The organism is Brevundimonas sp., assembly GCF_013912005.1.
In the GTDB taxonomy this organism is placed as follows: Bacteria; Pseudomonadota; Alphaproteobacteria; order Caulobacterales; family Caulobacteraceae; genus Brevundimonas.
On record NZ_JACESB010000007.1, the window covers coordinates 52,883 to 79,829 of the forward strand.

Genomic DNA, 26,947 nt, shown 5'->3' on the forward strand with positions numbered 1-26,947 from the left:
GCGGGGAACCATCGGGGGCTGGCGTCGGCTCATCAGGCGAGCCCGCCGAGGAATTTGAACAGACTCAGCTTCTGCAGGTCGTTCCAGGTTGCGAACAACATCAATCCCGCCAGCAAAGCAAGACCGACGCGATAGCCGACCTCCTGCACGCGGGCGGGCACGGGACGGCGCGCCACGGCTTCGTAGCCGTAGAACATCAGATGCCCTCCATCGAGAACCGGAATCGGCAGGAGATTAACAATCCCCATTCCGACCGAAACTATGGCGGCGAACTGGACCAGGGTGAGCGCGAGGTAGGCGGCGACGAGGGGCGGCGCCGCCTCGACCGACACCGCCTGCTGGGTCACCCCGCCGGCGGCCTTCGCGATGCCCAGCGGCCCGTTGAGCAGATCGCCGGATTCCTTCCCGACGAAGATCCGCCCGAGGTACCGGAACGTCGAGCCCACGACCCGGCCGATCGTCTCGACGCCCTTCCCGGCCGCCTCGATCGGATTGAGGCGACGGAAGCTGTAGTCCTGCGGCAGCGGGTACATGCCCAGGCCGATGCGGGCGATGCGCACCCGGCCGGCGATCTCGTCCTGCTCCAGCCGCCGCTCGGGGGTCGCGGTGAGGGTCAGGGTCTCGCCGCCGCGGTCGACGGTGAAGGTCAACGGATCGCCGGCGCTGAGAATGACGATGTTGGTGACCTCGTCGCCGCCGCGCACCGGGCGCCCGTTGACGGCCGTGATCAGATCCCGCGGCTGGAATCCGGCCGCTGCGGCCGGCGAGCCCGGCTGCACCTGGGCGACGCGGGGGGCGACGATCTGCTCGCCCACCACGCTGAACAGGATCGTCAGCAGCGCGATGGCCAGCAGGAAGTTGGCCGCCGGCCCGGCGAAGACGATCAGCGCCCGCTGCCAGACCGGCTTGAAATGGAAGTAGTCGCGCTCCGCCCCGGGCCCCTGCTCCGCGACGATGCGTCCCTTCAGCTCGGCCAGGCCGGCCTGATCGGGCACGCTGGAGGCGTCGAGATCGCCGGCGAACTTCACATAGCCGCCGAGGGGAATCCAGGCGAGCCGCCACTCGACCCCCCGGCGGTCGACGCGGCTGAACAGCGCCTTACCGAAGCCGAGGGAGAAGCGGTCGATCTTCACGCCGAAGGCGCGCGCGACGAGAAAGTGGCCCAGCTCGTGGATGGTGACGATGAACGTCAGCACCAGCAGGAAGGGCACGATGTAGAGCAGAGCCTGACCGAGAAAGCCCGTCATGCCGATATGGGTTCCTCCGCCGTTCAGGCCGCCGCCGCGAGACCCCGGACGATCGATTCCGCAACCCGTCGCGCCTCGGCGTCCACGGCGAGAGCCGCGTCGCAGGCGCTGTCGGAACCGGAAACCACCCCCGAAGCCGTCATGCGCGACAAGGTGTCGGCGACGACTGCGGCAATATTGAGAAAGCCCAGCCGGCGGTCAAGGAAGCCCACGGCCGCAACCTCGTTGGCGGCGTTGAACACGATCGGCGCCGCGCCGCCCGCCTCCAGCGCCCGCCGGGCCAGGGCCAGCAGCGGGAACCGCGTCTCGTCGGGCGCCTCGAAGGTCAGCCGGCCGAGCGCGGCGAGGTCCAGTCGCGGGGCCGGCCAGGCGATCCGGTCGGGCCAGGCGAGGGCGCAGGCGATCGGCGTCTTCATGTCCGGCGGGCCCATCTGGGCCAGTGTGGAGCCGTCCACGTACTCGACCATGCTGTGAATGATCGATTCGGGGTGGACCACCACGTCGATGCGGTCGGCCCCCATGCCGAACAGGTAGGCGGCCTCGATCATCTCGAGACCCTTGTTGGCCATGGTGGCGCTGTCGACCGAAATCTTGGCTCCCATGCTCCAGTTCGGGTGGGCCACGGCCTGCTCGGGCGTCACGGCGGCCATCATCTCCGCCGGCGCGGTGCGGAACGGCCCGCCGGAGGCGGTCAGGGTCAGCCTCGCCACCTGCTCGGGCGCCTCGTGCGGGAAGACCTGGAAGATGGCGGAGTGCTCCGAGTCCACCGGGATCAGCCGGCCGCCCGACGCGGCCACGCGCTCGATCAGGCTGGGACCGCAGCAGACGAGGCTCTCCTTGTTGGCCAGGGCCAGGGTCGCGCCGGTCGCCGCGGCGGCCCAGGCGGAGCGCAGCCCGGCGGCGCCGACGATGGCGGCCATCACCCAGTCCGCCGGCCGCGCCGCGGCCTCGGCGATGGCGGCTTCGCCGGCCGCCGCCTCGACGCCGGTTCCGGCCAGCGCGTCGCGCAGCTCCTCGAGGCGGCCGGCGTCGGCCGTCACCGCGAGCTTCGGCCGCCAGCGCCGGGCCTGTTCGGCCAGCCGGGCGATGTTGGCGCCGCCGGTCAGGGCCTCGACCTCGAAGGCGCCGGAGCCCTGCGCCTCGGCCTGCGCCATCAGGTCCAGGGTCGAGCAACCCACCGAACCGGTGGATCCGAGCACGGTCACGCGGCGACGGATCATCCGCCCCGCTCCGCCAGCACGACCAGCAGACGGCCGCAGGCCACCACCACGGCGGCGAACATCAGCCCGTCGACCCGGTCCAGCAGCCCGCCGTGGCCGGGGATGAGGTTGCCGGCGTCCTTGACGCCGTACCGGCGCTTCAGGGCCGACTCCCACAGGTCTCCGGCCATGGTGGCGCCGGCCGCCGCGAGGCCCAGCACCGCCCCCCAGAACGGTCCGATCCCCATGTCGAGGAAGCTCGCCAGCAGGCCGCCGGCGAGGCAGCCGGCCGCGAGGCCGCCGATGAAGCCGGACCAGGTCTTGTTGGGCGAGAACCGCGGCCACAGCTTGGGACCGCCGAAGGTCGAACCGGCGAGATAGGCCATGATGTCCGAGGCCCAAGCCACGGCGAAGGCGAACACCGTCCACGCCAGGCCGACGGCGGTCGAGCCGTCGCGCAGCCAGATCAGCAGCACCGCCGGCCAGCCGAGGTAGAGCACCCCGTAGGCGGCGTCGAGCGCTTCCTGCCCCCGGCTGCGCGCGAACAGCCCGGCGGCGACGGCGCAGAACACCAGCATCACCAGGGCCAGCGACAGCTGTTCGACGTGGGCCGAGATCACCGCCGCGAACAGGCCGAATGCCACCGCCCCGGTCATCAGCCGCCAGGCGCGGGGCGCGCTCATCATCGCCCATTCGACGGACAGCAGGGCGCAGGCGGCCAGCATGATGCCCAGGAACCACGGGCCGCCGGCCCAGATGGCCAGCACGGCGGCCGGGGCCAGCACCACGGCCGACGCGGCCCGCAGGCCGATCTCGCGAACCTTCACCGCCATCAGGAGACCGCCGCCGGGCGTCCGCCGAAGCGCCGGTCGCGGGCGCGGAACTGGGCGACCACGTCGGCGAGCGCCTCGGCGCCGTAGTCGGGCCACAGGATGTCCTGGTAGACCAGCTCGGCGTAGGCCGCCTCCCAGAGCAGGAAGTTCGACAGGCGCCGCTCGCCCGAGGTGCGCACGATGACGTCGACCGGCGGACCGTCCGCGGTCGACAGGCCGCCTTCCAGCGCCGCCTCGGTCAGGGGGCCGGCCGCCTCGCCCGCGGCGACCCGGTCATAGTGGCGGCGGGCCGCGTCGACGATGTCCGCGCGGCCGCCGTAGTTGAACGCGACCTGCAGCAGGAAGCGGTCGTTGGCGGCGGTGGTCGCCTCGGTGCGGGCGACGATCTCGGCGATGTCGGCGGGCAGTCCCTCGCGCCGGCCGAGGATGCGGACCCGCACGCCGTTGCGGTCGAGCTTGCGCAGATCGGCGGCGACATAGGCCCGGACCAGGCCCATCAGGTCGGACACCTCGTCGGCGGGGCGGCTCCAGTTCTCGGTCGAGAAGCCGAACACCGTCAGGCAGCGGATCCCCAGGTCGGGCGCGGCGCGGATGGTGCGCTTCAGCGCCTCCACGCCCTCACGATGACCGACCGCCCGCGGCAGGCCCCGGGCTGCGGCCCATCGGCCGTTGCCGTCCATGATCAGCGCGACATGGCGCGGACCGTCGGCGGCGGGACTGGGGGGATCGGCGGCCATGCGCGTCTATCCTACGGCAGAACGCGCCGTCAGACCTGCATGATCTCGACTTCCTTGGCCTTCAAGGCCTCGTCGATGCGCTTGATCGCCGCGTCCGTATCCTTCTGGACCTCGGCTTCCATCTTCTTCTGCTCGTCCTGGCTGATATCCGAGGCCTTTTCGGCCTTCTTCAGATCGTCGTTGGCGTCGCGGCGGACGTTGCGGACGGCGATCTTCTGCTGCTCGGCGTACTTGCCGGCCAGCTTGACCAGGTCGCGGCGGCGCTCCTCGGTGAGCGGCGGGATCGGGATGCGCAGGGTCTGGCCGTCCACGATCGGGTTCAGGCCGAGGCCGGCGGCGCGGATGGCCTTCTCGACCGAGACCACCATGCCCCGGTCCCAGACGTTGACGGAGATCATCCGCGGCTCCGGCACGCTGATCGCCGCCACCGCGTTCAGCGGCGAGGTGGAGCCGTAGGCCTCGACCTGCACGGGATCCAGCAGGCCGGCGTTGGCGCGGCCCGTGCGCAGGCCGGAGAACTCCTCCTTCAGCGCCTGCACCGCCTTGTCCATGCGGTCGCGGTAGGTCTTGAGATCAGGCTTGGCCATGGTCGTTTCTCTCGCGTTATTCTGGTCTTGTCAGGCGGACTTGCCGTCACCGCTGATCACGGTGAAGGCGCCCTCGCCCCGCATGGTGCGCCGGAAGGAGCCGTCCTCGCGGATCGAGAAGACCACGATCGGAATGCCCGAGTCCCGCATCAGGGCGACGGCCGAGGCGTCCATCACCCGCAGGTCCTTCGCCAGCACCTCCTGGTAGCTGAGCGTGTCGTAGCGGGTGGCGTTCGGGTCCTTCTTGGGGTCGGCGGTGTAGACGCCGTCGACGCTGGTGCCCTTCAGCAGGGCGTCGCAGCCCATCTCGGCGGCGCGCAGGGCGGCCCCCGAATCGGTGGTGAAGAAGGGCGCGCCGACGCCGGCGGCGAAGATCACCACCCTCCCCTTCTCGAGGTGCCGCAGGGCGCGGCGGCGCACATAGGGCTCGGCCACGGCGTTCATGACGAGCGCGCTCTGCACCCGCGTCTGCACGCCGATCTTCTCCAGCGCCGCCTGCATGGCCAGGGCGTTCATCACCGTGGCCAGCATGCCCATGTAGTCGGCCGAGGCGCGGTCCATGTCGCCGGCGGCCTTGGACAGGCCGCGAAAGATGTTGCCGCCGCCGATGACGAGGCAGATCTCGACGCCCTCGCGCGCCACCTCCGCGATCGCCTTCGCCACGTCGGCCACGGTCTTCATGTCGATGCCGTAGCCCTGGTCGCCCATCAGGACCTCGCCCGAGACCTTCAGCAGGACGCGCTTGTAGCGGAACTCGGACGGAACGTCGGGCATCGGGCAACCTTGGGGGACGGCGGAATCGGCCCCTTATAGGTAGGCCCGCCCGCGCTTCAAAGCCTCAGGATGATGGTCTCGACGATCGGCCGCCGGTCCCAGATCTGGATGCTGGCCTTCTTCAGCGCCCGCGCCACCGCCTGCTCGACGACCAGCTCGTCCTGCAGGGCCTCGCCCTTCAGCCCACGGACGACCTGTTCGACCCGCTCGGCGAGATCGTCCAGCAGGTCGCCCAGCGGGCTCTCCTCGTCGCCCGGCAGGCCGAGGCCGCGGACGTCGATGTCGGAGACGATCTTGCCGCGCCGGTCCATGGCGAAGCTGACGATCAGCACGCCGTTCGACGCCGCGTGGCGACGCTCGCGCAGGGCCGCGCCGGCCTCTTCCACCAGCATGCCGCCGTCGACGAACAGCCGCCCCGAGGGCACCTCGTCGATGATCCGGGCCGGTCCGGGCGCGAGCAGCACCATGTCGCCGTTGCGCGGCGTGACCGTCTCGGGGACCTGCATCTCCTTCGCCAGCATCGCGTGCTCGGCGATGTGCCGGCGCATGCCGTGGGTCGGCACCGCCACCTGCGGGCGCACCCATCGGTACATCTGGCGCAGCTCGTCGCGGCAGGGGTGGCCGGACACGTGGATGCCCGGGTGGTCCTTCTCCGTGTAGAGCCGCACCCCGCGTTCGGCGAGGGTGTCCTGCAGCCGGCCGATGGCCAGCTCGTTGCCGGGGATGACCCGCGACGAGAAGATGCAGTGGTCGCCGCGTCCCAGCTTGACGAAGGGGTGGGTGCCCTCGGCCACCCGCGACAGGGCGGCGCGCGCCTCGCCCTGGCTGCCCGTGCAGAGGTAGAGGATCTCGTCCGCCGGCCACTGCCGGGCCTGCTCCTCCGAGAGGAAGGGCTGGATGTCGGACAGCATGCCGACCGACTTGGCGGCGGCGGTGATGCGGTGCATCGAGCGGCCGGCCAGCGCCACCCGGCGGCCGGCGGCCTCGGCGGCGCGGATCACGCTGTCCATGCGCGCGACGTTCGAGGCGAAGCAGCCGACGGCGACCCGGCCCTTCAGCCCGGAGATCAGCTCGGCCAGGGCGACCTTCACGTCCCCCTCGGAGCCGGCCACGCCCTCCTGGAAGACGTTGGTCGAGTCGCAGATCATCGCCAGCACGCCCTCGTCGCCGAGGCGGCGGATGGTGTCGACGTCGGTGCGCTCGCCCACGACCGGATCGTTGTCGATCTTCCAGTCGCCGGTGTGCAGCACCGTGCCCAGCGGCGTCTTGATGGCCAGTCCGTTCGGCTCGGCGATGGAGTGGGTGATGGTCACGAAGGTGACCTCGAACGGCCCCAGCTCCAGCGTGGAGCCCAGCGGCGCCTCGTGCAGCGTCACCCGGTCGAGGATGCCGGCGTCGCGCAGCTTCTCGCGGATCAGGAAGGCGGTGAACGGCGTGGCGTACAGCGGGGCCTTGATGCGCGGCCACAGCCAGCCCAGGGCGCCGATGTGGTCCTCGTGCGCGTGGGTCAGGACGATGCCGATGATGTCCTCGCCCTCGAGGAAGCTCGGATCGGGGACGATCACATCGACCCCCGGGGTGGAGTTGTCGCCGAAGGTCACGCCGACGTCGACGATGATCCACTGGCGATTGTCGGCAGGCCCGAAGCCGTAGGCGTTCAGGTTCATGCCGATCTCGTTGGACCCGCCCAGCGGCAGGAAGACGAGTTCGTTCGATTGTTCTTTGGTCATTCGCCCTTCAGATGGGTGTTCCGCCGCCAGATTTCCAGCAGGCCGCGGATGGTCAGGTCGGGATCGAAGGCGTCGATGCTGTCGGTCGCCCCCTCGAACAGGGAGGCGACGCCGCCGGTTCCGATCACGGTCATGGGCTTGCCCCACTCCGCCTTGATGCGCGCCACCAGCCCCTCGATCAGGGCGATATAGCCCCAGAAGACGCCGGACTGCATGTTCGACACGGTGTCCTTGCCGATCACCTTCTCCGGCTTCTGGATGGCGATGCGCGGCAGCATGGCGGCGGCCTCGTGCAGGGCCTGCAGCGACAGGTTGATGCCCGGCGCGATCACCCCGCCCTCGAAGGCGCCGTCGGCGGCGATGACGTCGAAGGTGGTGGCCGTGCCGCTGTCGATGACGATCAGGTCGCCGGGATACTTCAGATGCGCGCCCAGGGCGTTGACCAGCCGGTCGGCCCCCGCCTCCTTCGGCTTCAGGATGCGCACCGGCATCCCCAGGTCGACGTTCTCGCCGATCACCAGCGGCTCGACCTCAAGATAGCGGCGCGACAGGTTGCGCAGGTTGAAGATCGACTGCGGCACCACGCTGGAGATGATGCAGCCGTCCAGGTCGCCCAGCGTCAGGCCGCGCATGGCCAGCAGCTGGGTCAGCCACACGGCGTACTCGTCGGCCGTGCGGCTCGCCTCGGTGGCGGTGCGCCACTGGGCGATCCACTCCGCCCCGTCATGGACCGCGAACAGCGTATTGGTGTTGCCCTGCTCGATCGCCAGCAGCATCAGCCGCCCTCCCCGAAGAACACGTCGCCCGCCGAGACCAGGCGCAGGCCGCCGTCAGCCAGCCTGAGCCGCAGCGCGCCGTCCGGGGCCACGCCCTCGGCCCGCCCCGTGATGGTCTCATGTCCCAGCCGCGCCGTCGCCGGCCCGTCCAGCCCCGGCGTGCGGGCGCGCCAGGCGTCCAGCACCGGCTCGAAGCCGAGCCTCTCCCAGCGGTCAGACCAGATGGCGAAGGCTTCGGCAAGTTCGCGCGCGGCCGTCTCCACCGTCGGCGGAGCGGCGATCGCCGCGGCGAGGTGCTGCGCCAGCGCCGTCGCCGGCCGCTCCGTCCCGGCGGGCGCATGCGCCAGGTTCACCCCGATCCCGACCGCCAGCCACAGCCCCCCGGCCGGATAGGCGCCGGACTCCACCAGCACGCCGGCGGCCTTCCCGCCGGCGAGCATCACGTCATTGGGCCATTTGATCGTGACCAGCGACGGCGGCGCGTGACGGTCCAGCAGGTCCGCCACGGCGAGCGCGGCGAGGAAGGTGACCTGCGCCGCCTCCGCGGGCGGCTTCCGCGTCGTGGTCAGCAGGGTGGCGAACAGGTTGCCGGGGTCGCCTTCCCACGCCCGTCCGCGCCGGCCGCGCCCGGCCGTCTGGCGGCGCGCGACGATCCACAGCGGCCCTGTCTCGCCGGACTCGGCCCTGCGGCGGGCCTCCGCATTGGTGGAATCGGTCTCGTCGAGCAGCAGGACCGGCGCCGGCCCCACTCAGCCGACCCCGTAGCCCACGGCGGCGGCGGCGGCCCAGGGCTCCAGCCAGGTCAGGCCGACGATGACCAGCGGAAAGCTGAAGGCCGCGCAGGCCCAGGCGATGGTCTTCGCCTCCACCGGCGCCCGGTCGGTCGGCGCCTGTTCCGGCGCCGGGTCGAACCACATCACCTTGATGATGCGCAGGTAGTAGAAGCCCGCCACGACCGAGGCCACCAGGCCGGCGGCGCCGACCATCCAGTAACCCGCCTCCGCGGCCGCGCCGAACACCGCCCACTTGCCCCAGAAGCCGGACAGCGGCGGCATGCCGAGCACCGACAGCGACAGGATGGTCAGGGCGATGGTCGTCACCGGCCGTTCCTTGCGCAGGCCGGCGAGGTCCTGGATCGAGCGGATCGGCCGCCCGTTCCGGCTCAGCGACAGCAGCAGGCCGAAGAAGCCGAACTGGTCGATGACGTACAGGGTCATGAACAGCAGCATGGCCTGGACGCCGAGGGTGGTGCCCGCGGCGATGCCCAGCAGGGCGTAGCCGATGTTGGCGATCGAGGAATAGGCCAGCAGGCGCTGGATGTCCTTCTGCACCAGACCGCCGAACGCCCCGACCGCGAAGCTGATCAGCGAGATCAGGATCAGCACCTGGGACCACTGGTCGTGCGAGCCGGCGAAGCCGCCCTCGAGGGTGCGGGCGATCAGCACCATGGCCGCCACCTTGGGGGCGGTCGAGAACAGGGCCACGACCGGCGTCGGCGCGCCTTCATAGACGTCCGGCGTCCACATGTGGAACGGCGCCGCCGAGACCTTGAAGGCGAGGCCGCAGATCAGGAACACCAGACCGAAGATCAGCCCGGGCGACGGATTGGTCGCGGCGTAGGCGGCGATGTCCTCGAAGCGCATGGAGCCGGCGAAGCCGTAGATCAGGCTGGCGCCGTACAGCAGCAGGCCCGAGGACAGCGCCCCCAGCACGAAGTATTTCAGCCCGGCCTCCGAGGCGCGCAGGTCGTCGCGGTGGAAGGCGGCCAGCACATAGAGGGCGAGAGAGTGCAGCTCGATGCCGATGTAGAGGGAGATCAGGTCGCCCGAGGACGCCATCATGCCCATGCCGGCCGAGGCCAGCACGATCAGGATCGGGTATTCGAAGCGGGCGATGCGCTGGCGCTTCATCCAGCCGTCGCCGAGCACGATGGCCACGGCGCTGGACAGGAAGATCACCGCCTTGCCGTACACGGCGAGCGGGTCGGCGACATAGGCGCCGTTGAAGGCGCGGCCCAGCGGACCGGTGACGGCCACCGCCGTGGCGGCGACCAGCAGCAGCACCGACAGGGCCGAGACGAGGCGCGCGCTCTTCTCGCCGGCGAAGGCGCCGACCATGAGGAGCACGAGGCCGCCGACCGCGAGGGTCGCCTCGGGGGCGGAGAGCTGCAGGGCTTGGATCAGGTCAGGCATCATCGTCTCACCCGCCGATCGCGAGCTGATAGGCGGTGGTTACGGCGCTCACCGAGGCCTCGGTGTAGTCCAGCACGAGACCGGGCTGCACGCCGAGGATCAGGGTGCCGAGGATCAGCGGCGCGAAGATCAGCAGCTCGCGCCGGTCGACGTCGGTGATCGCCTTCATGGCGGGGTTGGTGATCTCGCCGAACATGACGTTGCGGTACAGGGTCAGGGCGTAGACGGCGGAGAAGATCACCCCCGACGCGGCCACGAACGCCGTCCACGTCGACACCTGGTAGATGCCGGTCATGGTCAGGATCTCGCCGATGAAGCCGGAGGTGCCCGGCAGGCCGACGTTGGCCATGGTGAAGAGCAGGAAGATGGCCGCGAACCACGGCATGCGCGCCGTCAGGCCGCCGTACAGGGCGATCTCGCGGGTGTGCATGCGGTCGTAGACCACGCCGACGCAGAGGAAGAGCGCGCCCGAGATCAGGCCGTGGCTCAGCATCTGGAACACCGCGCCCTGCACCCCCTGGTCGTTGCCGGCGAAGATGCCCATGGTCACGAAGCCCATGTGGGCCACCGACGAATAGGCGATCAGCTTCTTCATGTCGGTCTGCCGGAAGGCGACCAGCGAGGTGTAGACGATGGCGATCGCCGAGAGGGCGAAGACCAGCGGCGCGAACATCTCGGACGCCTGCGGGAACATCGGCAGGTTGAACAGGATGAAGCCGTAGCCGCCGAGCTTCAGCAGGATGCCGGCCAGGATGACCGAGCCCGCCGTCGGCGCCTGCACGTGGGCGTCCGGAAGCCAGGTGTGGACCGGCCACATCGGCATCTTCACCGCGAAGCTGGCGAAGAAGGCGAGCCACAGCAGCGGCTGGGCCTGTTCGGAGAAGGCGAAGGTCTTGAGCTCGGGGATGCTGGTGGTGCCGGCGGTGGAGGCCATCCACAGCATGGCCAGCAGCATCAGCACCGAGCCGAGCAGGGTGTAGAGGAAAAACTTGTAGGCGGCGTAGATCCGGTTCGCCCCGCCCCACACCCCGATGATGATGAACATCGGCACCAGGGTGCCTTCGAAGAAGATGTAGAACAGGAACAGGTCGAGCGCGGTGAACACCCCGATGACCAGGGTCTCCAGCACCAGGAAGGCGATCATGTAGTCGACCACGCGGTCGGTGATCGTCTTCCAGCTGGCGAGGATGCACAGCGGCATCAGGAAGGCGGTCAGCAGCACGAACAGGATCGACACGCCGTCGACGCCGAGGTGGTACTCGGCCCCGCGGAACCAGCCGAAGCGCTCGACGAACTGGTAGGCCGGGTTCGACGGATCGAAGGCCGCGACCAGCACGACCGAGACGACCAGCGTCAGCAGGGTCGTGGCCAGGCCGATCCAGCGCGCGAGGCCGTCGGCGGAGCCCTTGCTCAGCAGGCGCGCGAGCAGGAGCACGCCGGCGCCGACCAGCGGCAGGAAGGTGACGACGCTCAGGATGTAGGGGATCTGGGGCAAGATCAGGCTCCCCACGCAGAGATGGCGAACGCGAGGAACAGGCAGAGACCGATGAGCATCACGAAGGCGTAGAAATAGACGTAGCCGGACTGGAAGCGGCTCAGGCCGCCGGCGAACTTGCGCGACAGCCAGGCGAAGCCGTTCGGCCCGCCGCCGTCGATGATCTTCACGTCGCCGACCTTCCAGAACAGGTCGCCCAGCGCCTTCGCGCCGCGCACGAAGATGAAGTCATAGACCTCGTCGAACCACCACTTGTTGTAGAGGAAGCGGTGCAGCAGGCTCCCGCGCTCGGCCATGCGGCGCGCCATGCCTTCGCGGACCAGGTAAATCCACACCGCGAAGGCGGTGCCGATCAGGGTCAGGACCAGCGGCGACCACACCACCCAGGTCGGCACGCCGTGCGCCTCGTGCAGCACGTGGTTGTCGGGGCCGTTGAAGATGGCGCCGCGCCAGAACTCGTTCTCGTGGTGACCGGTGAAGAAGGGCTCGAACAGGAAGCCGGCGGCGATGGCGCCGACCGACAGCACCAGCAGCGGCACGAGCATCACCAGCGGGCTCTCGTGCGGCTTCAGCGGGCCGTGGTGGCCGTGGGCGTGGTCGTCGTGGGCGTGGTCGTCCTCGAGCGGCTCCGAGTGCGTCTCCAGCTGCGCGGCGGTCGCGTGGTCGTCCGCATGGTGGGCGCCCTCCTCCTTCCACACCGGCTTGTTGTGGAAGGTCATGAACACCAGCCGCCACGAATAGTAGGCGGTCAGGCCGGCGGCGAAGATGCCGACGAAGAAGGCGAACAGGCCCATCGGCGAATGGTCGGTGGCCGCGGCGGCGAAGGCGCTCTCGATGACGATGTCCTTCGAATAGAAGCCGGCGAAGCCGCCGATCCCGGGGATGCCCAGGCCGGTGATGGCGATGGTGCCGATCATCATCACCGCATAGGTGACGGGCAGCAGCTTCGCGAGGCCGCCCATCTTCCGCATGTCCTGCTCGTGGTGCATGCCGTGGATCACCGAGCCGGCGCCCAGGAACAGCAGGGCCTTGAAGAAGGCGTGGGTGAACAGGTGGAACATGGCCGCCTCGTAGGCGCCCACGCCGGCGGCGAAGAACATGTAGCCGAGCTGCGAACAGGTCGAATAGGCGATGACCCGCTTGATGTCGTTCTGGGCCAGGCCGACGGTGGCGGCGAACAGGGCCGTGATCGCGCCGATCAGGGCGACGATCTGGCTGGCCACCGGCGCGTACTCGAACAGCGGCGACAGCAGGCAGACCATGTAGACGCCGGCGGTGACCATGGTCGCCGCGTGGATCAGGGCCGACACCGGGGTCGGGCCCTCCATGGCGTCCGGCAGCCAGGTGTGCAGGAAGAACTGGGCCGACTTGCCCATGGCGCCGATGAACAGAAGGAAGGCGGCGAGGTCGAGCGCCGACCAGGTGTGGCCGAGGAACTCCCAGCCGGTTCCGGCGCGGGCGGCGATCATCGGGAACAGCTCGGCGAACTGGATGGTGCCGAACATCCAGAAGACGGTGAAGATGCCGAGCGCGAAGCCGAAGTCGCCGACGCGGTTGACCACGAAGGCCTTGATGGCGGCGGCCGAGGCGGTCGGCTTCTTGTACCAGAAGCCGATCAGCAGATAGGAGGCCAGGCCCACCCCTTCCCAGCCGAAGAACAGCTGCATGAAGTCGGCGGCGGTGACCAGCGCCAGCATGGCGAAGGTGAACAGCGACAGGTAGGCGAAGAACCGCGGCTTGTCCGGGTCCTCGGCCATGTAGCCCCAAGAATACAGGTGCACGAGCGACGACACCGTCGTCACCACCACCAGCATCACCGCCGACAGGGCGTCGATGCGGATCGACCAGTTGGAGACGAAGTCCCCGACGTGGATGAAGGGCGCCAGGGTCAGGGTGAACGGCTCCAGGTGGCCCCAGGTCCACTGGCTGAACACGATCCAGGCGATGACGCACGAGACGAACAGCAGGCCGGTGGTGACCGCCTGGGAAGCGACATTGCCGATGCGGCGGCCGGTCAGGCCGGCGATCGCGGCGCCGAGCAGCGGGGCGAAGACGCCCAGGGTGACGAGGGTCTCGAGGTTCACGATCAGCCCTTCATGACCGAGGCGTGGTCCACGGCGATGTCGCCGCGGTTGCGGAAGAAGGTCACCAGGATGGCGAGGCCGACGGCCGCCTCGGCGGCGGCCACGGTCAGCACGAACATGGCCATCACCTGCCCCGACACCTCGTTGAGGTAGGCCGAGAAGGCGACGAAGTTGATGTTCACCGACAGCAGGATCAGCTCGATCGACATCAGGATGATGATGACGTTCTTGCGGTTCACGAAGATGCCGAACACCCCGAGGGTGAACAGGATGGCGGCGACCGCCAGGTAGTGCTGCAGGGTCACGACCATCAGACCAGATCCTCGGGCTTCACGCCGGCGCCCGTCGGGACCGACTTGATCTCCATCGCCTTCTTGCGGTCGCGGCCGACCTGGCGGCTCACGTCCTGGCGCTTGATGTTAGGCTTGTGGCGCAGGGTCAGGACGATGGCGCCGATCATGGCGATCAGCAGCACGATCCCCGCCGCCTGGAAGATGTAGACGTAGTCGGTGTACAGCACCCGGCCGATGGCCTCGACGTTGGTGGCCTCGGGACGGGGCGCCGCCGGGCCGGTCGAGGCGGCGACGGCGCCGCCCTGGGCGACGACCAGCGAGATCATCACCATCTCCGCCAGCAGCACCCCGGCCACGATCACCGCCAGCGGCAGGTATTTCGCGAAGCCCTCGCGCAGCCGCACGAAGTCCACGTCCAGCATCATCACGACGAACAGGAACAGGACCGCGACCGCGCCGACGTAGACGACCACCAGCAGCATGGCCAGGAACTCGGCCCCCAGCAGCACGAACAGGCCGGCCGCCGAGAAGAAGGTCAGGATCAGCCACAGCACGCTGTGCACGGGGTTGCGCGCGGTGACGACCAGCAGACCGCCGATCACGGTCACCGCCGCCAGCACATAGAAGGCAATGCCTTGCAACATCGGAGGCCAGAGCCCCTTTCGGTTATGGGCGGCGACCCCCTGCGGAATCGCCCTCCCCGGTCAGCGGTTGCGCCTTAGCGATAAGGCGCGTCGAGTTCCAGATTCTTCGCGATCAGCCGTTCCCAGCGGTCGCCGTTCGCCAGCAGGCGTTGCTTGTCGTAGAGCAGCTCCTCGCGGGTCTCGACGGTGAACTCCTGGTTCGGCCCCTCCACGATGGCGTCCACCGGGCAGGCCTCCTGGCACAGGCCGCAGTAGATGCACTTCACCATGTCGATGTCGTAGCGGGTCGTGCGGCGGCTGCCGTCGGCGCGCGGCTCGGCCTCGATGGTGATGGCCTGGGCCGGGCAGATGGCCTCGCACAGCTTGCAGGCGATGCAGCGCTCTTCCCCGTTCGGGTAGCGGCGCAGGGCGTGCTCGCCGCGGAAGCGCGGCGACTGCGGGTTGCGCTCGAACGGGTAGTTCACCGTGGCCTTCGGCCGGACCATGTACTTCAGCGACAGGCCGACGGCGCCGATGACGTCGAGCATCAGCGCGCCCTTGGTCGCCTGGACGAGACGGGTCAGCATCAGTCGTTCTCTCTCTCGACGCCGCGGCACAGCTCTTCCTTGCGCGGATCGTCGTCCTTCGTGATGCGGCACAGCCGCTGGCGCTCGGCGTACTGGCGCGCGGTGGCCTCCTGGCGGCGCTCCCACTGGTACACCGAGGTCGGCTCGGGCTCGTAGACCGGCACGGCGCAGGCCGAGGCGCCGGCGGCGACCGCGAGCGGGCCGGCGAGGATCAGGACCCGGTTCATGCGCCCACCGCGAACACGCGCCAGGCGGCGACGACGATCACCGCGACCAGCGAGGTCGGCAGGAAGATCTTCCAGCCCAGCCGCATCAGCTGGTCGTAGCGGTAGCGCGGCACGAAGGCCTTCACCATGGCGATCATCGCGAACCAGAAGATGATCTTCACGAACAGCACGCCGAACAGGAACAGGTTGGCGAGGAACTGCGGCCAGCTGTCGAGGAAGTCGGTCGGGAAGCCCGGATTCCAGCCGCCGAAGAACAGCAGGCTGATCATCGTGCACATGAAGACGATGTTGGCGTACTCGCCGATCATGAACAGCAGGTACGGGGTCGAGCTGTACTCGACCTGGTAGCCGGCCACGAGTTCGGACTCTGCCTCGGGCAGGTCGAACGGCGGGCGGTTGGTCTCGGCCAGGGCCGAGATGAAGAAGATGATCGCCATCGGGAACATCACCACGATGGTCGGCAGGGTGGCGAGGCCGCCGCCGAAGGCGAACCAGTTCCAGATCCAGCCCTCCTGGTCGGTGACGATCTGGGTCAGGTTCATCGTCCCGGCCAGCAGGATGACGTTGACGATCACCAGGCCGATGGAGACCTCGTAGGAGACCATCTGCGCCGCCGAGCGAAGCGACCCGAGGAAGGGGTACTTCGAGTTGGAGGCCCAGCCGCCCATGATGATGCCGTACACGCCCAGCGAGCTGATCGCGAAGATGTACAGGATGCCGACGTTGAGGTCGGAGATGACCCAGCCCGGGGCGAACGGGATCACCGCCCAGGCGATGAAGGCGAGCACGAAGGTGATCAGCGGGGCCAGCAGGAAGACGACCTTGTCGGCGCCGGCCGGGACGACGATCTCCTTCAGCACGAATTTGAAGAAGTCGGCGAACGACTGCAGCAGGCCGAACGGGCCGACCACGTTCGGCCCCTTCCGCATCTGCACGCCGGCCCAGATCTTCCGGTCGGCCAGCAGCAGGAAGGCCAGCGAGATCAGGATGCCGACGGTGACGAGCAGGATCGCGCCGGCGGTGGCGAGAGTCCATCCGAGCGGGGTGGTCCAGAAGTCCATCGAGCCTTACTCCGCCGCCATCGCGACCGGGGCGATCCGCTGGGCGGACAGCTCGGCCATGGTCACGCTGGCGCGCGCGATCGGGTTGTTGAGGTAGGGGTCGCGCACCGGCGAGGCGAAGGCGACGTTGCCGAGGTCGCCCTTGCGGCCCAGCGAGGCGACGTCGAACGCCGCCGGGGCCGCCAGATAGTCGACCCGCCCGAAGGTCGGGTGGTCGGCCATCAGCTTCGCGCGGAGCTGGTCCACGGTGTCGTACGGCAGGGTGTGGCCGACGAAGGCGGACAGGGCGCGCAGGATGGCCCAGTCCTCCTTGGCCTGCCCCTTCGGGAAGACCACCCGCTCGGCCATCTGCACCCGGCCCTCGGTGTTGACGTACAGGCCCGGCTTCTCGGTGTAGGCCGCGCCCGGCAGGATGACGTCGGCGCCGTGCGCGCCGCGGTCGCCATGGCTGCCCAGATAGACCTTGAAGGCGCCGGTGGCGGAGGCGTCGATCTCGTCGGCGCCCAGCAGGAACAGGACGTCCAGCGCCCCCTTCTTGACCATGTCGGTCGCCGACAGGCCGCCCGCGGCCGGGACGAAGCCCATGTCCAGCCCGCCGACCCGCGCCGCCGCGGTGTGCAGCACGTTGAAGCCGTTCCAGCCGTCCTTCACCACGCCGACCTTCTTCGCCAGCGCGCCCAGGGCGTTCAGCACCGCGGGTCCGGTCTCGCCGCCGAGGGCGCCCGCGCCGACGATGATCGCCGGGCGCTCGGCCTTCGACAGGAAGTCCATCGCCGCCTTCGGCAGCTTCGCCAGCGTCTTCGAGCCGGCGCCCAGCCAGCTGTAGGGATAGGTCAGCTCGGCCTGCTCGCCGATCAGGCCGATCTCGGCCTTGCCGGCCAGCCAGATCTTGCGCAGCCGCGCGTTCAGCAGCGGCGCCTCGACCCGCGGGTTGGCCCCCACGATCAGCACCGCGTCCGCCTGCTCGAGCCCCTGCAGGCCCGAGTTGAACAGCCAGCCCTCGCGCGGCCCCTGCCCCAGGGCCGAACCGTCCTGGCGGCAGTCGGTGTGGGGCGAGCCGAGCGCCCGGAACAGGTCCAGCGCCGCCTTCATCGACTCGGCGTCCTGCAGGTCGCCGGCGACCACGCCGATACGGTCCGGAGCCGCGGCCTTCAGCCGGTCGGCCACCGCGGTCAGGGCCTCGTCCCAGCTGGCCGGGGCCAGGCGGCCGTCGGCGCCGCGCACATACGGCCGGTCCAGACGCCGGCGCTGCAGACCGTCGACGACATAGCGGCTGACGTCCGACAGCCACTCCTCATTGATGCCCTCGTGCACCCGCGGAAGGATGCGCATCACCTCGGCGCCCTTGGAGTCGGCGCGGATGTTGGAGCCCAGCGCGTCCATCACGTCGATGGTCTCGGTGCGCTTCAGCTCCCACGGCCGGTAGTGGTACTGCCACGGCCGGTGGGTCAGGGCGCCGACCGGGCACAGGTCGTTGACGTTGCCCGACAGCTCGCTGTCGATGTTCTTTTCCAGATAGGTGGTGATCTCGGCGCTCTCGCCGCGCGAGATCATGCCGATGTCCGGAACGCCGGCCACCTCGGTGATGAAGCGGACACAACGGGTGCACTGAATGCACCGCGTCATGAAGGTCTTCACCGTCGGACCCATGTTCTTTTCTTCGACGGCCCGCTTGTTCTCGCCGTACCGCGAGCCGTCGCGGCCGTAGTACATCGACTGGTCCTGCAGGTCGCACTCGCCGCCCTGGTCGCAGATCGGGCAGTCCAGCGGGTGGTTGATGAGCAGGAACTCCATCACCCCTTCGCGCGCCTTCTTCACCATCGGCGTGTCGGTGAAGATCTCCTGACCCTCGGCGGCCGGCAGGGCGCACGAGGCCTGCGGCTTCGGCGGTCCGGGCTTCACCTCGACCAGGCACATGCGGCAGTTGCCGGCGATCGACAGCCGCTCATGGTAGCAGAAGCGCGGGATCTCGTGGCCGGCGCGTTCGGCGACCTGCAGCACGGTCATCCCGGGCTGGAACTCGACTTCTACGCCATTGACCTTGGCGACGGGCATCAGCGGGCCTCTTGCTCAGCAGCCACGGCGTATTCTTCCGTGGCGGTCGTCCCATCCGGGAGCGTCGTGTTGATGGTGATGGCCTCGCCGTCAAGGACGAAGCGCACCACGGGGTCGCCGGACCGGTTCATCCAGCGGTTTTCTTCGGGCGTGGGCGAATCCACCTGCTTCCAGGTGACCAGGTCGCCGTCGACCCGGCACTGGCCGCGACGGCGCCCGCCGTCGACCGGGGCGGCCCAGGAGAGGTTGATCACCTCCCCCTCCACCCCGTCGACCTGCATGGCCTCGACCGTCTGGCCGTGGATCGCCGCCAGGCCGGCGCGGCAGACGCGGCGCAGGTCGGCGGCGGTCAGGACGACCGGAACGCTCGCCTCTCCGTCCGACGCGGGGTCGGCCGCGGAGACAGCCTCCGCCGCCGACGGCGCAGGCGCGTCCGCCCGCTCGCCGCAGGCGGCGAGGGCCAGGACGGCCAGCAGAGGGAGGGCGGTCCGGCGCATGCTCACTCCGCCGCGATCGCGTGGCCGGCGAAGTTCGCGCGGCGGCTGCGGTAGTTGGCGATGCGCTCCTCGATCTCGTGGCGGAAATGCCGGATCAGGCCCTGCACCGGCCACGCCGCGGCGTCGCCCAGGGCGCAGATGGTGTGGCCCTCGACCTGGCCGGCGACGTCCAGCAGCAGGTCGATCTCCGACGGATCGGCCTCGCCGACCGCCATCCGCTCCAGCACCCGCCACATCCAGCCGGTGCCTTCGCGGCACGGCGTGCACTGGCCGCAGCTTTCGTGCTTGTAGAAGTACGAGATGCGGGCGATCGCCTTCACCAGGTCGGTCGACTGGTCCATGACGATGACCGCCGCGGTGCCGAGGCCCGAGCGCATCTCGCGCAGGCTGTCGAAGTCCATCAGCGCCGTCTCGGACATCTCGCGGGTGATCAGCGGCACGGACGAACCGCCCGGGATCACCGCCTTCAGATTGTCCCAGCCCCCGCGCACGCCGCCGCAGTGCTCTTCCAGCAGCTGCTTCAGCGGGATCGACATCGCCTCCTCGACATTGCACGGCCGGTTCACGTGGCCGCTGATGGTCATCAGCTTGGTGCCCGTGTTGTTCGGCCGGCCGAAGCTGGCGAACCAGTCGGCCCCGCGGCGCAGGATGGTGCCGACGACGGCGATCGACTCGACGTTGTTGACCGTGGTCGGGCAGCCGTACAGGCCGGCGCCGGCCGGGAACGGCGGCTTCAGGCGCGGCTGGCCCTTCTTGCCCTCCAGCGACTCCAGCAGGGCCGTCTCCTCGCCGCAGATATAGGCCCCGGCGCCGTGGTGGATGTAGACGTCGAAGTCCCAGCCGTGGACGTTGTTCTTGCCGATCAGCTTCGCTTCGTAGGCCTGCTTGACCGCGGCCTCCATGCGCTCGCGCTCCAGCACGTACTCGCCGCGCAGGTAGATGTAGCAGGCGTGGGCCTGCATCGCGAAGCTGGCGATCAGGCAGCCCTCGATCAGCAGCTGCGGATCGTGGCGCATGATCTCCCGGTCCTTGGCGGTGCCGGGTTCGGACTCGTCGGCGTTGACCACCAGGTAGTGCGGCCGGTCCTTCACCTCCTTGGGCATGAAGGACCACTTCAGCCCGGTCGAGAAGCCGGCGCCGCCGCGGCCGCGCAGGCCCGAGTTCTTGACGTTGGCGATGATCCAGTCACGCCCGAGGTCGAGCATGTCCTTCGTCGCGTTCCACGCGCCGCGCTTCCTTGCCCCCTCGAGCGTCCAGTCCTGGAGCCCGTAGAGGTTGGTGAAGATGCGATCCTTGTCTTCGAGGATTCCGACCATGGTCGCTTAGAGTCCTTCCCGCAGACGACGCTTGTGGTGCTGCGTACGCATGAAGATGGCGGCCAGCACCAGCGCCCAGCCGACCGCGAGGCAGCCGTAGGCGAAGGTCAGCACGCCGTTGTCCAGCCCGGCGACGCCGTAGCGCGCGCCGAGCGCCAGCAGGGCGCCGAGCACGATCAGGCCCAGCCCGCCCCAGCGGACCGGCCACGCCACGCGGCGCAGTTCACGCCGGTAGGCGGCGCGTCCGTCCTCGCTGTCCAGGTCGGGCGTCATGCCGGGACCGGATCGCTGTTGGGCAGCTTCCGGATCGGCTTTGCGGCCGAGCCGTCGTAGAGCTTCGGATCGGTCAGGGTCAGGGCCCCGCCCTCCGGCTCCGAGCTGTTCCGTCCGACGTAGGAGCCCGGCTTCGGCGCCTTGCCGGCGGCGAAGTCGTCGATGATCCGGCCGATCGTCTCGGGCGTCAGGTCCTCGAAATAGTAGTCGTTGATCTGGGCCATCGGCGCGTTGGCGCAGGCGCCCAGGCACTCGACTTCCTGCCAGGTGAACTTGCCGTCCTTCGACAGCGCATCCTTCGGCCCGATCTTCTTCTCGCAGACCTTCATCAGCTCGCCGGCGCCGCGCAGCATGCACGGCGTCGTGCCGCAGACCTGGATCAGCGCCGCCGTCCCGACGGGTTCCAGCTGGAACATGGTGTAGAAGGTCGCCACCTCCAGCACCCGGATGTAGGGCATGCCCAGCAGGTCGCCGATGGCGCGGATGGCGGGCTCGGACACCCAGCCCTCCTGCTTCTGGACCAGCCACAGGATCGGGATCACCGCCGAGGCGCGGCGGTTTTCGGGATACTTGCTGATCCACCAGTCGGCCTTGGCCTTCGTCGCCTTCGAGAAGGCGAACGAAGCCGGCTGTTCCTTGGCGAGACGACGAACGGACATCAGACTTCCAGCTCCGAGGCGACGACCCCGTCGCCCAGCATTTTCTTGCGCACCGTCAGCACCTTGTGCTGCCCCTGCCGGCGCAGGACGAAGTTGTGCTGCCACGCCTCGCCGCTGCTGTCGGTGACCGAATAGCCGACCACCTCCCAGCCCTGCCGCACGGCGTCGCTCAGGGGCTTGTCGCTCACCGGTCCACCTCGCCGAACACGATGTCGAGCGAGCCGAGGATGGCCGACACGTCGGCCAGCATGTGGCCGCGGTTCATCCAGTCCATCGCCTGCAGCGACCGGAAGCCCGGCGCCGAGATCTTGCAGCGGTACGGCTTGTTGGTGCCGTCCGAGACCAGGTAGACGCCGAACTCGCCCTTCGGCGCCTCGACGGCGGCGTAGACCTCGCCCTCGGGGGTGCGGAAGCCCTCGGTGAACAGCTTGAAGTGGTGGATGAGCGCCTCCATCGAGCGCTTCATCTCGCCACGGCGCGGCGGGACCACCTTGTTGTCCTCGGCCAGCACGGGCTCGCCCGGCGAATTGCGGAGCTTGTGGATGCACTGCTCCATGATCCGCACCGACTGCTTCATCTCCTCGATGCGGCAGAGGTAGCGGTCCCAGCAGTCGCCGTTCTTGCCCACCACGATGTCGAACTCGAGGTCGGCGTAGCACTCGTACGGCTGCGACTTGCGCAGGTCCCAGGCGATGTCCGAGCCGCGCAGCAGCACCCCGGTGAAGCCCCACTCCAGCGCCTGCTGCTTCGAGACCACGCCGATGTCGACGTTGCGCTGCTTGAAGATGCGGTTCTCGGTGACGAGGCTCTCGATGTCCTTCAGCGCCGCCGGGAACTCCAGGCACCAGCGGCCGATGTCGTCGATCAGGTCCGGCGGCAGGTCCTGGCGGACGCCGCCCGGGCGGAAGTAGTTGGCGTGCAGGCGCGACCCGGAGGCGCGCTCGTAGAACACCATCAGCTTCTCGCGCTCCTCGAAGCCCCAGAGCGGCGGCGTCAGGGCCCCGACGTCCATGGCCTGGGTCGTCACGTTCAGCAGGTGCGACAGGATCCGGCCGATCTCGCTGTACAGCACGCGGATCAGCTGGCCCCGGTACGGCACCTCCAGCCCCAGCAGCTTCTCGATGGCCAGGCAGAAGGCGTGTTCCTGGTTCATCGGCGCCACGTAGTCGAGGCGGTCGAAGTACGGGATGTTCTGGATGTAGGTCCGCTTCTCCATCAGCTTTTCGGTGCCGCGGTGCAGCAGGCCGATGTGCGGATCGACGCGGGTGACCAGCTCGCCGTCCAGCTCCAGCACCAGGCGCAGCACGCCGTGCGCCGCCGGGTGCTGCGGGCCGAAGTTGATGGTGAACTTGCGCTCGTCCATCTCGCGCGCGTGTTCGGTCCGGTTGTCCGGCATGTCGTCGAACGCGCCGGTGTCCAGGCCGACGCCGGTCGTCGCCCGCACCGCGGGGGTGTCGCCCTCGGCCATCAGCCCTTCACCTTCTCGTCGCCCGGCAGCACGGGGGCCGGGTAGTCAGCGCCTTCCCACGGGGACAGGAAGTCGAACTCGCGGAATTCCTGGGTCAGCGACACCGGCTCGTAGACCACCCGCTTCTCGGTCTCGTCGTAGCGGACCTCGGTGTAGCCGGTCATCGGGAAATCCTTGCGCAGCGGATGCCCCTGGAAGCCGTAGTCGGTCAGCAGCCGGCGCAGGTCCGGGTGGCCGGAGAACAGCACGCCGTACAGGTCGAACGCCTCGCGCTCGAACCAGTCCGCGGCCGGGTAGACGCCCGTGACGCTCGGCACCGGCTGGACCTCGTCGGTCGAGACCTTGACCCGCACGCGCACGTTCCGGGTCATCGACAGCAGGTGGTAGACCACCTCGAAGCGCTCCTCGCGGTCCGGGTAGTCGACGCCGCAGACGTCGAGCAGCTGCTGGAAGCCGAAACGGTCGCGCAGGGCCGTCAGCACCTCGACGATGCGCTCGCGCTCGGCCACCAGGGTCAGCTCGCCGAAGGCCACGTGCGCCTGCACGCCCAGGGCGCCGACCATCTCGGTCCCGAGCGGCGTCAGCGCCGTCTCCAGCTCCTGTTGCTTCACCAGAGAGGTCATCGCTCGATGGTCCCCGTGCGCCGGATCTTCTTCTGCAGCTGCAGCAGCCCGTACAGCAGCGCCTCCGCCGTCGGCGGGCACCCCGGCACATAGGCGTCCACCGGCACCACCCGGTCGCATCCCCGAACCACGGCGTAGCTGTAGTGGTAGTACCCGCCGCCGTTGGCGCAGCTGCCCATGGACAGAACGTAGCGCGGGTCCGGCATCTGGTCGTAGACCTTGCGCAGGGCCGGAGCCATCTTGTTGGTCAGGGTGCCGGCGACGATCATCAGGTCCGACTGGCGCGGGCTGGCGCGCGGCGCCATGCCGAACCGCTCCATGTCGAAGCGCGGCATCGAGGCCTGCATCATCTCCACGGCGCAGCAGGCCAGACCGAAGGTCATCCACATCAGCGAGCCCGTGCGGGCCCAGTTGATCACATCGTCCAGCGAGGTAGTCAGGAAGCCGCGCTCGCCCAGCTCCATGTTGACCTGTTCGAAGAACTTGTCGTGGATCGCCGGGTCGTAACCCTCCACCATCGAGCGGGCGCCCTGGCCGAAGGCGACCGGCGAGGTCGCGCCGACCTTGACCGGCGACGCGCCCTGGTTGCCCTTGCCGATCAGCGGCACGGTGTTGTTGGTCGTCACTCCCATTCGAGCGCGCCCTTCTTCCATTCGTAGATGAAGCCGACGGTCAGCACGCCGAGGAAGATCATCATCGACCAGAAGGCGAACACCATCCCCGCGCGGCTGAGGTCGAAGATCGACACCGCCCACGGGAACAGGAAGGCCACTTCCAGATCGAAGATGATGAACAGGATCGACACCAGGTAGAAGCGGACGTCGAACTTCATGCGCGCGTCATCGAAGGCGTTGAAGCCGCACTCGTAGGCGGACAGCTTCTCGGAGTCGGGGTTCTTCGGCGCCAGCACCCAGGCGGCGATCATGAAGCCGAGGCCGAGAACCGTCGCGATCCCGGCGAAGATCACGATCGGCAGGTATTCGAGAAGGAATGCATTCATCCGGAAGGACCTCGTCCGCCGCGGAGGGAGGGGCGGAATCGGCGCTTTCTAGACCGGGAGCCGTCGGGGTTCAAACCCATGCGGCGAAAGGTTTTTCTTGAGAATGGTTCGCAGGAATGGGGCCGCCGAACGCCGCCGCGCCGCCGCCGCCGGGCCGGGGCGAAAATCTGCAAAATCCCGCCCGATCCTCGCTTGACAGTGCGAGGCCGCCCCGCCTAAACGACGCCCCTCGCCGCGGCGCACCGCGTCACGGCCGGGAAACGCGGGTGTAGCTCAGTTGGTTAGAGTGCCGGCCTGTCACGCCGGAGGTCGCGGGTTCGAGCCCCGTCACTCGCGCCACTTCCCTTGAAGTGGCGCACCGCCTTCCCTCTCTTCTTCAACCGGGCGAACGCCTCCCCTCCCGGGGCCCACGAAAGTTCGCGTCGCCGCCCGGGTCCGGCCGCTACTGCCGCCCCGCCACCAGCACGTTCTGCACGCGCCGGCCCAACGGATCGCGGGACTGCCAGCTGTCCCCCACGTCGGCCTGGATCATGTCGGTGCAGAAGCGGGGGATCAGCATGTTCGGCCGGATATTGGTCAGGCAGACCCGCTCGCCGCGAACGCTCCAGCGGGCGGCGAGGCGACGGCCGTCCGAGAACTGGGCCGCGTAGCTGCCGTCGGGATTGAACCAGTGCTTGACCCAGCCGCCGTCGGGATAGCGCGAGACGACCGTGTTGCCGAAGGCGGCGTTGATGTCGGTGCGGCCCGGGCCCGCGGCCAGGCTGATGACGGCGACAGTCGCGACAGCGATCGCTCGCAGCATGCGTTTACCCCACAATGTCCCTTCCCGGAGCCGACTATTAACAATCCGTAAGCCGGCGCCAAGCCCGGCGGCGAATGACGCACGAATAGTTGACTCTGACGTGGGGACTTCTATATGCGGCCCACGTTTCGGGACAGGACTGGCGAATCCGCGCCGCCCGCTCGCCCATGGCAAGGGCGGTTCCGCGACATCGCATGGAAGTCCGGTGCGCGGACTTCCCACTCAGTCCCAGGACCTCATGACCGAATTTTCGAATCTGGGCCTCTCGCCCACGACCCTCCAGGCGGTCGCCGACACCGGCTACACCACCGCCACCCCGATCCAGGCCCAGGCCATTCCGGTCGCCCTCGCCGGCCGGGACGTGCTGGGCATCGCCCAGACCGGCACCGGCAAGACGGCGGCCTTCACCCTGCCGATGGTCGACCGCCTGTCGAGCGGCCGCGCCCGGGCCCGCATGCCGCGCGCCCTGGTGCTGGCCCCCACCCGCGAGCTCGCCGACCAGGTCGCCGAGAGCTTCGCCAAATATGCGAAGGGCACGCGGCTGAACTGGGCCCTGCTGATCGGCGGCGTCTCGATGGGCGACCAGATCGCCCTGCTCAACAAGGGCGTGGACGTGCTGATCGCCACGCCCGGCCGGCTTCTCGACCTGTTCGAGCGCGGCAAGATCCTGCTGACCGGCGTCGAACTCATGGTCGTCGACGAGGCCGACCGGATGCTCGACATGGGCTTCATCCCGGACATCGAGCGCATCTTCAAGCTGACCCCGCCGCGGCGGCAGACGCTGTTCTTCTCGGCCACCATGCCGCCCGAGATCACGCGCCTGACCACCCAGTTCCTCAAGGATCCGACCCGGATCGAGGTCAGCCGCCCGGCGACCACCGCCGACACCATCACCCAGCACATCACCCGCCTGCCGACCTCGGATCCCAAGGCCAAGCGCACCGCGCTGCGGGCCCTGATCGAGCGCGGCGACGTGCAGAACGGCATCGTCTTCTGCAACCGCAAGAGCGAGGTCGACGTCGTCGCCAAGTCGCTGAAGACGCACGGCTTCGACGCGGCGCCGATCCACGGCGACCTCGACCAGAGCCTGCGCATGAAGACCCTGGCGGACTTCCGCGCCGGCAGCCTCAAGCTGCTGGTGGCCTCCGACGTCGCGGCGCGCGGGCTGGATATCCCGGCGGTCAGCCACGTGTTCAACTACGACGTTCCGCACCACGCCGACGACTATGTGCACCGGATCGGCCGCACGGGCCGCGCCGGCCGGCTCGGCGAGGCCTTCATGATCGTCACCCCGGCCGACGACCGGTCGCTCGACAAGGTGCTCAAGCTGATCAAGAAGGAGCCGGTCGAGCTGCCGCTCGACGGGATCGACTTCAGCGCGATCAAGGACCAGCCGCGCCGCGAGGCGCGCGGGGACAAGGGCGGCGACAAGGGACGCCGCAGCCGCGGCGAGCGCCCGGCCCGCAGCCCGGAGGCGCCAGACGCGCCCGCCGGGGACGCGCCGGCGGCCGCCCTGCCCGCTCACCCCGACGAGGCCGCGACCGGCCGCCGCAGCCGCAGCCGCCGGACTCCCGAGCGCCTCGCCGGCACGGAAGCCGCGGCCGTCGCAGCGCCCGTCGAACCGGTCGCGGCGACGCCTGAGGCGAGCCCCCCGGCCGAGCCCCGGCCCCCGCGCAGCCGCCGCGGCGAGCGGCGCCCGGCCGCCGCCTCCGCCCCCGACGCTCCGGCGCGGTCCGGCGACGGCCGCCCGTTCGGGGAGGCCGAGATCCCGGCCTTCCTGCGCCGGCCCGTGTCGCTGAAGGCCTGATC

29 protein-coding genes and 1 tRNA gene are annotated in these 26,947 nt (G+C 69.3%); 2 read left to right on the top strand and 28 right to left on the bottom strand.

The features are described 5' to 3' along the window. Positions 1–32: 32 nt before the first annotated feature. From H2038_RS07070 to H2038_RS07200, 27 genes are all read right to left on the bottom strand, one after another. Entirely contained in the window at positions 33–1,247 is a 1,215-nt protein-coding gene (locus H2038_RS07070) for an RIP metalloprotease (protein WP_292110908.1), read from the bottom strand. A 23-nt stretch (positions 1,248–1,270) separates the two neighbouring features. Continuing rightward, positions 1,271–2,467, bottom strand: coding sequence for a 1-deoxy-D-xylulose-5-phosphate reductoisomerase (gene dxr / locus H2038_RS07075; RefSeq protein ID WP_292110911.1), 1,197 nt, complete (start codon positions 2,465–2,467; stop codon positions 1,271–1,273). Beyond that, positions 2,464–3,279 carry a phosphatidate cytidylyltransferase gene (locus H2038_RS07080; RefSeq protein ID WP_292110914.1) on the bottom strand — a complete coding sequence of 272 codons (816 nt, stop codon included), beginning with the start codon at positions 3,277–3,279 and terminating at the stop codon, positions 2,464–2,466. Before H2038_RS07080 ends, dxr begins: the two co-directional genes overlap by 4 nt. Then, complete coding sequence (uppS, locus tag H2038_RS07085) at positions 3,279–4,016, bottom strand: polyprenyl diphosphate synthase (protein WP_292110917.1); 738 nt, start codon at positions 4,014–4,016, stop codon at positions 3,279–3,281. The genes H2038_RS07080 and uppS overlap by 1 nt, the downstream gene beginning before the upstream one ends. 29 nt (positions 4,017–4,045) lie before the next feature. Next, positions 4,046–4,603 (bottom strand): ribosome recycling factor, encoded by a 558-nt coding sequence (frr, locus tag H2038_RS07090; RefSeq protein WP_292110919.1) that lies wholly within the window; start codon positions 4,601–4,603, stop codon positions 4,046–4,048. Between the two features lie 30 nt (positions 4,604–4,633). Then, positions 4,634–5,377, bottom strand: coding sequence for a UMP kinase (gene pyrH / locus H2038_RS07095; protein WP_292110922.1), 744 nt, complete (start codon positions 5,375–5,377; stop codon positions 4,634–4,636). 56 nt (positions 5,378–5,433) lie between these two features. Further along, positions 5,434–7,107, bottom strand: a complete 1,674-nt coding sequence (locus H2038_RS07100) for a ribonuclease J (RefSeq protein WP_292110924.1) — start codon at positions 7,105–7,107, stop codon at positions 5,434–5,436. Then, entirely contained in the window at positions 7,104–7,886 is a 783-nt protein-coding gene (locus H2038_RS07105) for a type III pantothenate kinase (RefSeq protein ID WP_292111146.1), read from the bottom strand. The genes H2038_RS07100 and H2038_RS07105 overlap by 4 nt, the downstream gene beginning before the upstream one ends. Beyond that, positions 7,883–8,632, bottom strand: a complete 750-nt coding sequence (locus H2038_RS07110) for a biotin--[acetyl-CoA-carboxylase] ligase (protein WP_292110927.1) — start codon at positions 8,630–8,632, stop codon at positions 7,883–7,885. The genes H2038_RS07105 and H2038_RS07110 overlap by 4 nt, the downstream gene beginning before the upstream one ends. Next, positions 8,633–10,075, bottom strand: coding sequence for an NADH-quinone oxidoreductase subunit NuoN (nuoN, locus tag H2038_RS07115; RefSeq protein WP_292110930.1), 1,443 nt, complete (start codon positions 10,073–10,075; stop codon positions 8,633–8,635). Between the two features lie 7 nt (positions 10,076–10,082). Beyond that, positions 10,083–11,561 (bottom strand): NADH-quinone oxidoreductase subunit M, encoded by a 1,479-nt coding sequence (locus tag H2038_RS07120; protein WP_292111149.1) that lies wholly within the window; start codon positions 11,559–11,561, stop codon positions 10,083–10,085. An 11-nt stretch (positions 11,562–11,572) separates the two neighbouring features. Continuing rightward, entirely contained in the window at positions 11,573–13,654 is a 2,082-nt protein-coding gene (gene nuoL, locus H2038_RS07125; RefSeq protein WP_292110934.1) for an NADH-quinone oxidoreductase subunit L, read from the bottom strand. A 2-nt stretch (positions 13,655–13,656) separates the two neighbouring features. Next, positions 13,657–13,965 carry an NADH-quinone oxidoreductase subunit NuoK gene (nuoK, locus tag H2038_RS07130; RefSeq protein WP_292110937.1) on the bottom strand — a complete coding sequence of 103 codons (309 nt, stop codon included), beginning with the start codon at positions 13,963–13,965 and terminating at the stop codon, positions 13,657–13,659. After that, complete coding sequence (locus H2038_RS07135; protein WP_292110940.1) at positions 13,965–14,591, bottom strand: NADH-quinone oxidoreductase subunit J; 627 nt, start codon at positions 14,589–14,591, stop codon at positions 13,965–13,967. Before H2038_RS07135 ends, nuoK begins: the two co-directional genes overlap by 1 nt. A 74-nt stretch (positions 14,592–14,665) precedes the next feature. Beyond that, a complete protein-coding gene (gene nuoI, locus H2038_RS07140; RefSeq protein ID WP_292110942.1) occupies positions 14,666–15,157 on the bottom strand; it encodes an NADH-quinone oxidoreductase subunit NuoI in 492 nt (163 codons plus the stop codon). Further along, positions 15,157–15,384: a hypothetical protein gene (locus H2038_RS07145; RefSeq protein WP_292110945.1), complete on the bottom strand. Its 228-nt coding sequence runs from the start codon at positions 15,382–15,384 to the stop codon at positions 15,157–15,159. Before H2038_RS07145 ends, nuoI begins: the two co-directional genes overlap by 1 nt. Further along, positions 15,381–16,445 carry an NADH-quinone oxidoreductase subunit NuoH gene (gene nuoH, locus H2038_RS07150; protein WP_292110947.1) on the bottom strand — a complete coding sequence of 355 codons (1,065 nt, stop codon included), beginning with the start codon at positions 16,443–16,445 and terminating at the stop codon, positions 15,381–15,383. The genes H2038_RS07145 and nuoH overlap by 4 nt, the downstream gene beginning before the upstream one ends. Positions 16,446–16,451: 6 nt before the next feature. After that, positions 16,452–18,500 carry an NADH-quinone oxidoreductase subunit NuoG gene (nuoG, locus tag H2038_RS07155; protein WP_292110949.1) on the bottom strand — a complete coding sequence of 683 codons (2,049 nt, stop codon included), beginning with the start codon at positions 18,498–18,500 and terminating at the stop codon, positions 16,452–16,454. Continuing rightward, positions 18,500–18,997: a hypothetical protein gene (locus H2038_RS07160; protein WP_292110951.1), complete on the bottom strand. Its 498-nt coding sequence runs from the start codon at positions 18,995–18,997 to the stop codon at positions 18,500–18,502. The genes nuoG and H2038_RS07160 overlap by 1 nt, the downstream gene beginning before the upstream one ends. 2 nt (positions 18,998–18,999) lie before the next feature. Next, complete coding sequence (nuoF, locus tag H2038_RS07165; protein ID WP_292110954.1) at positions 19,000–20,313, bottom strand: NADH-quinone oxidoreductase subunit NuoF; 1,314 nt, start codon at positions 20,311–20,313, stop codon at positions 19,000–19,002. A gap of 6 nt (positions 20,314–20,319) precedes the next feature. Next, positions 20,320–20,586 carry a hypothetical protein gene (locus tag H2038_RS07170; protein ID WP_292110957.1) on the bottom strand — a complete coding sequence of 89 codons (267 nt, stop codon included), beginning with the start codon at positions 20,584–20,586 and terminating at the stop codon, positions 20,320–20,322. After that, positions 20,583–21,245, bottom strand: a complete 663-nt coding sequence (gene nuoE / locus H2038_RS07175) for an NADH-quinone oxidoreductase subunit NuoE (RefSeq protein WP_292110960.1) — start codon at positions 21,243–21,245, stop codon at positions 20,583–20,585. The genes H2038_RS07170 and nuoE overlap by 4 nt, the downstream gene beginning before the upstream one ends. Continuing rightward, positions 21,245–21,433: a hypothetical protein gene (locus tag H2038_RS07180; protein ID WP_292110963.1), complete on the bottom strand. Its 189-nt coding sequence runs from the start codon at positions 21,431–21,433 to the stop codon at positions 21,245–21,247. Before H2038_RS07180 ends, nuoE begins: the two co-directional genes overlap by 1 nt. Further along, positions 21,430–22,641 carry an NADH-quinone oxidoreductase subunit D gene (locus tag H2038_RS07185; protein ID WP_292111152.1) on the bottom strand — a complete coding sequence of 404 codons (1,212 nt, stop codon included), beginning with the start codon at positions 22,639–22,641 and terminating at the stop codon, positions 21,430–21,432. The genes H2038_RS07180 and H2038_RS07185 overlap by 4 nt, the downstream gene beginning before the upstream one ends. 71 nt (positions 22,642–22,712) lie before the next feature. Next, positions 22,713–23,309 carry an NADH-quinone oxidoreductase subunit C gene (locus tag H2038_RS07190; protein WP_292111154.1) on the bottom strand — a complete coding sequence of 199 codons (597 nt, stop codon included), beginning with the start codon at positions 23,307–23,309 and terminating at the stop codon, positions 22,713–22,715. A 23-nt stretch (positions 23,310–23,332) separates the two neighbouring features. Next, positions 23,333–23,854 (bottom strand): NADH-quinone oxidoreductase subunit B family protein, encoded by a 522-nt coding sequence (locus tag H2038_RS07195; protein ID WP_292111157.1) that lies wholly within the window; start codon positions 23,852–23,854, stop codon positions 23,333–23,335. A gap of 104 nt (positions 23,855–23,958) precedes the next feature. Continuing rightward, positions 23,959–24,336: an NADH-quinone oxidoreductase subunit A gene (locus H2038_RS07200; protein WP_292110966.1), complete on the bottom strand. Its 378-nt coding sequence runs from the start codon at positions 24,334–24,336 to the stop codon at positions 23,959–23,961. Between the two features lie 262 nt (positions 24,337–24,598). Here H2038_RS07200 and H2038_RS07205 point away from each other — a divergent pair. Continuing rightward, a tRNA-Asp gene (locus tag H2038_RS07205) sits at positions 24,599–24,675 on the top strand. 103 nt (positions 24,676–24,778) lie between these two features. Here H2038_RS07205 and H2038_RS07210 read toward each other — a convergent pair. Beyond that, a complete protein-coding gene (locus tag H2038_RS07210; protein WP_292110969.1) occupies positions 24,779–25,138 on the bottom strand; it encodes a hypothetical protein in 360 nt (119 codons plus the stop codon). A 238-nt stretch (positions 25,139–25,376) separates the two neighbouring features. On the opposite strand from H2038_RS07210, the gene H2038_RS07215 reads away from it, so the two are divergent. Next, positions 25,377–26,945, top strand: a complete 1,569-nt coding sequence (locus H2038_RS07215) for a DEAD/DEAH box helicase (protein WP_292110971.1) — start codon at positions 25,377–25,379, stop codon at positions 26,943–26,945. The last annotated feature ends 2 nt before the right edge of the window (positions 26,946–26,947 follow it).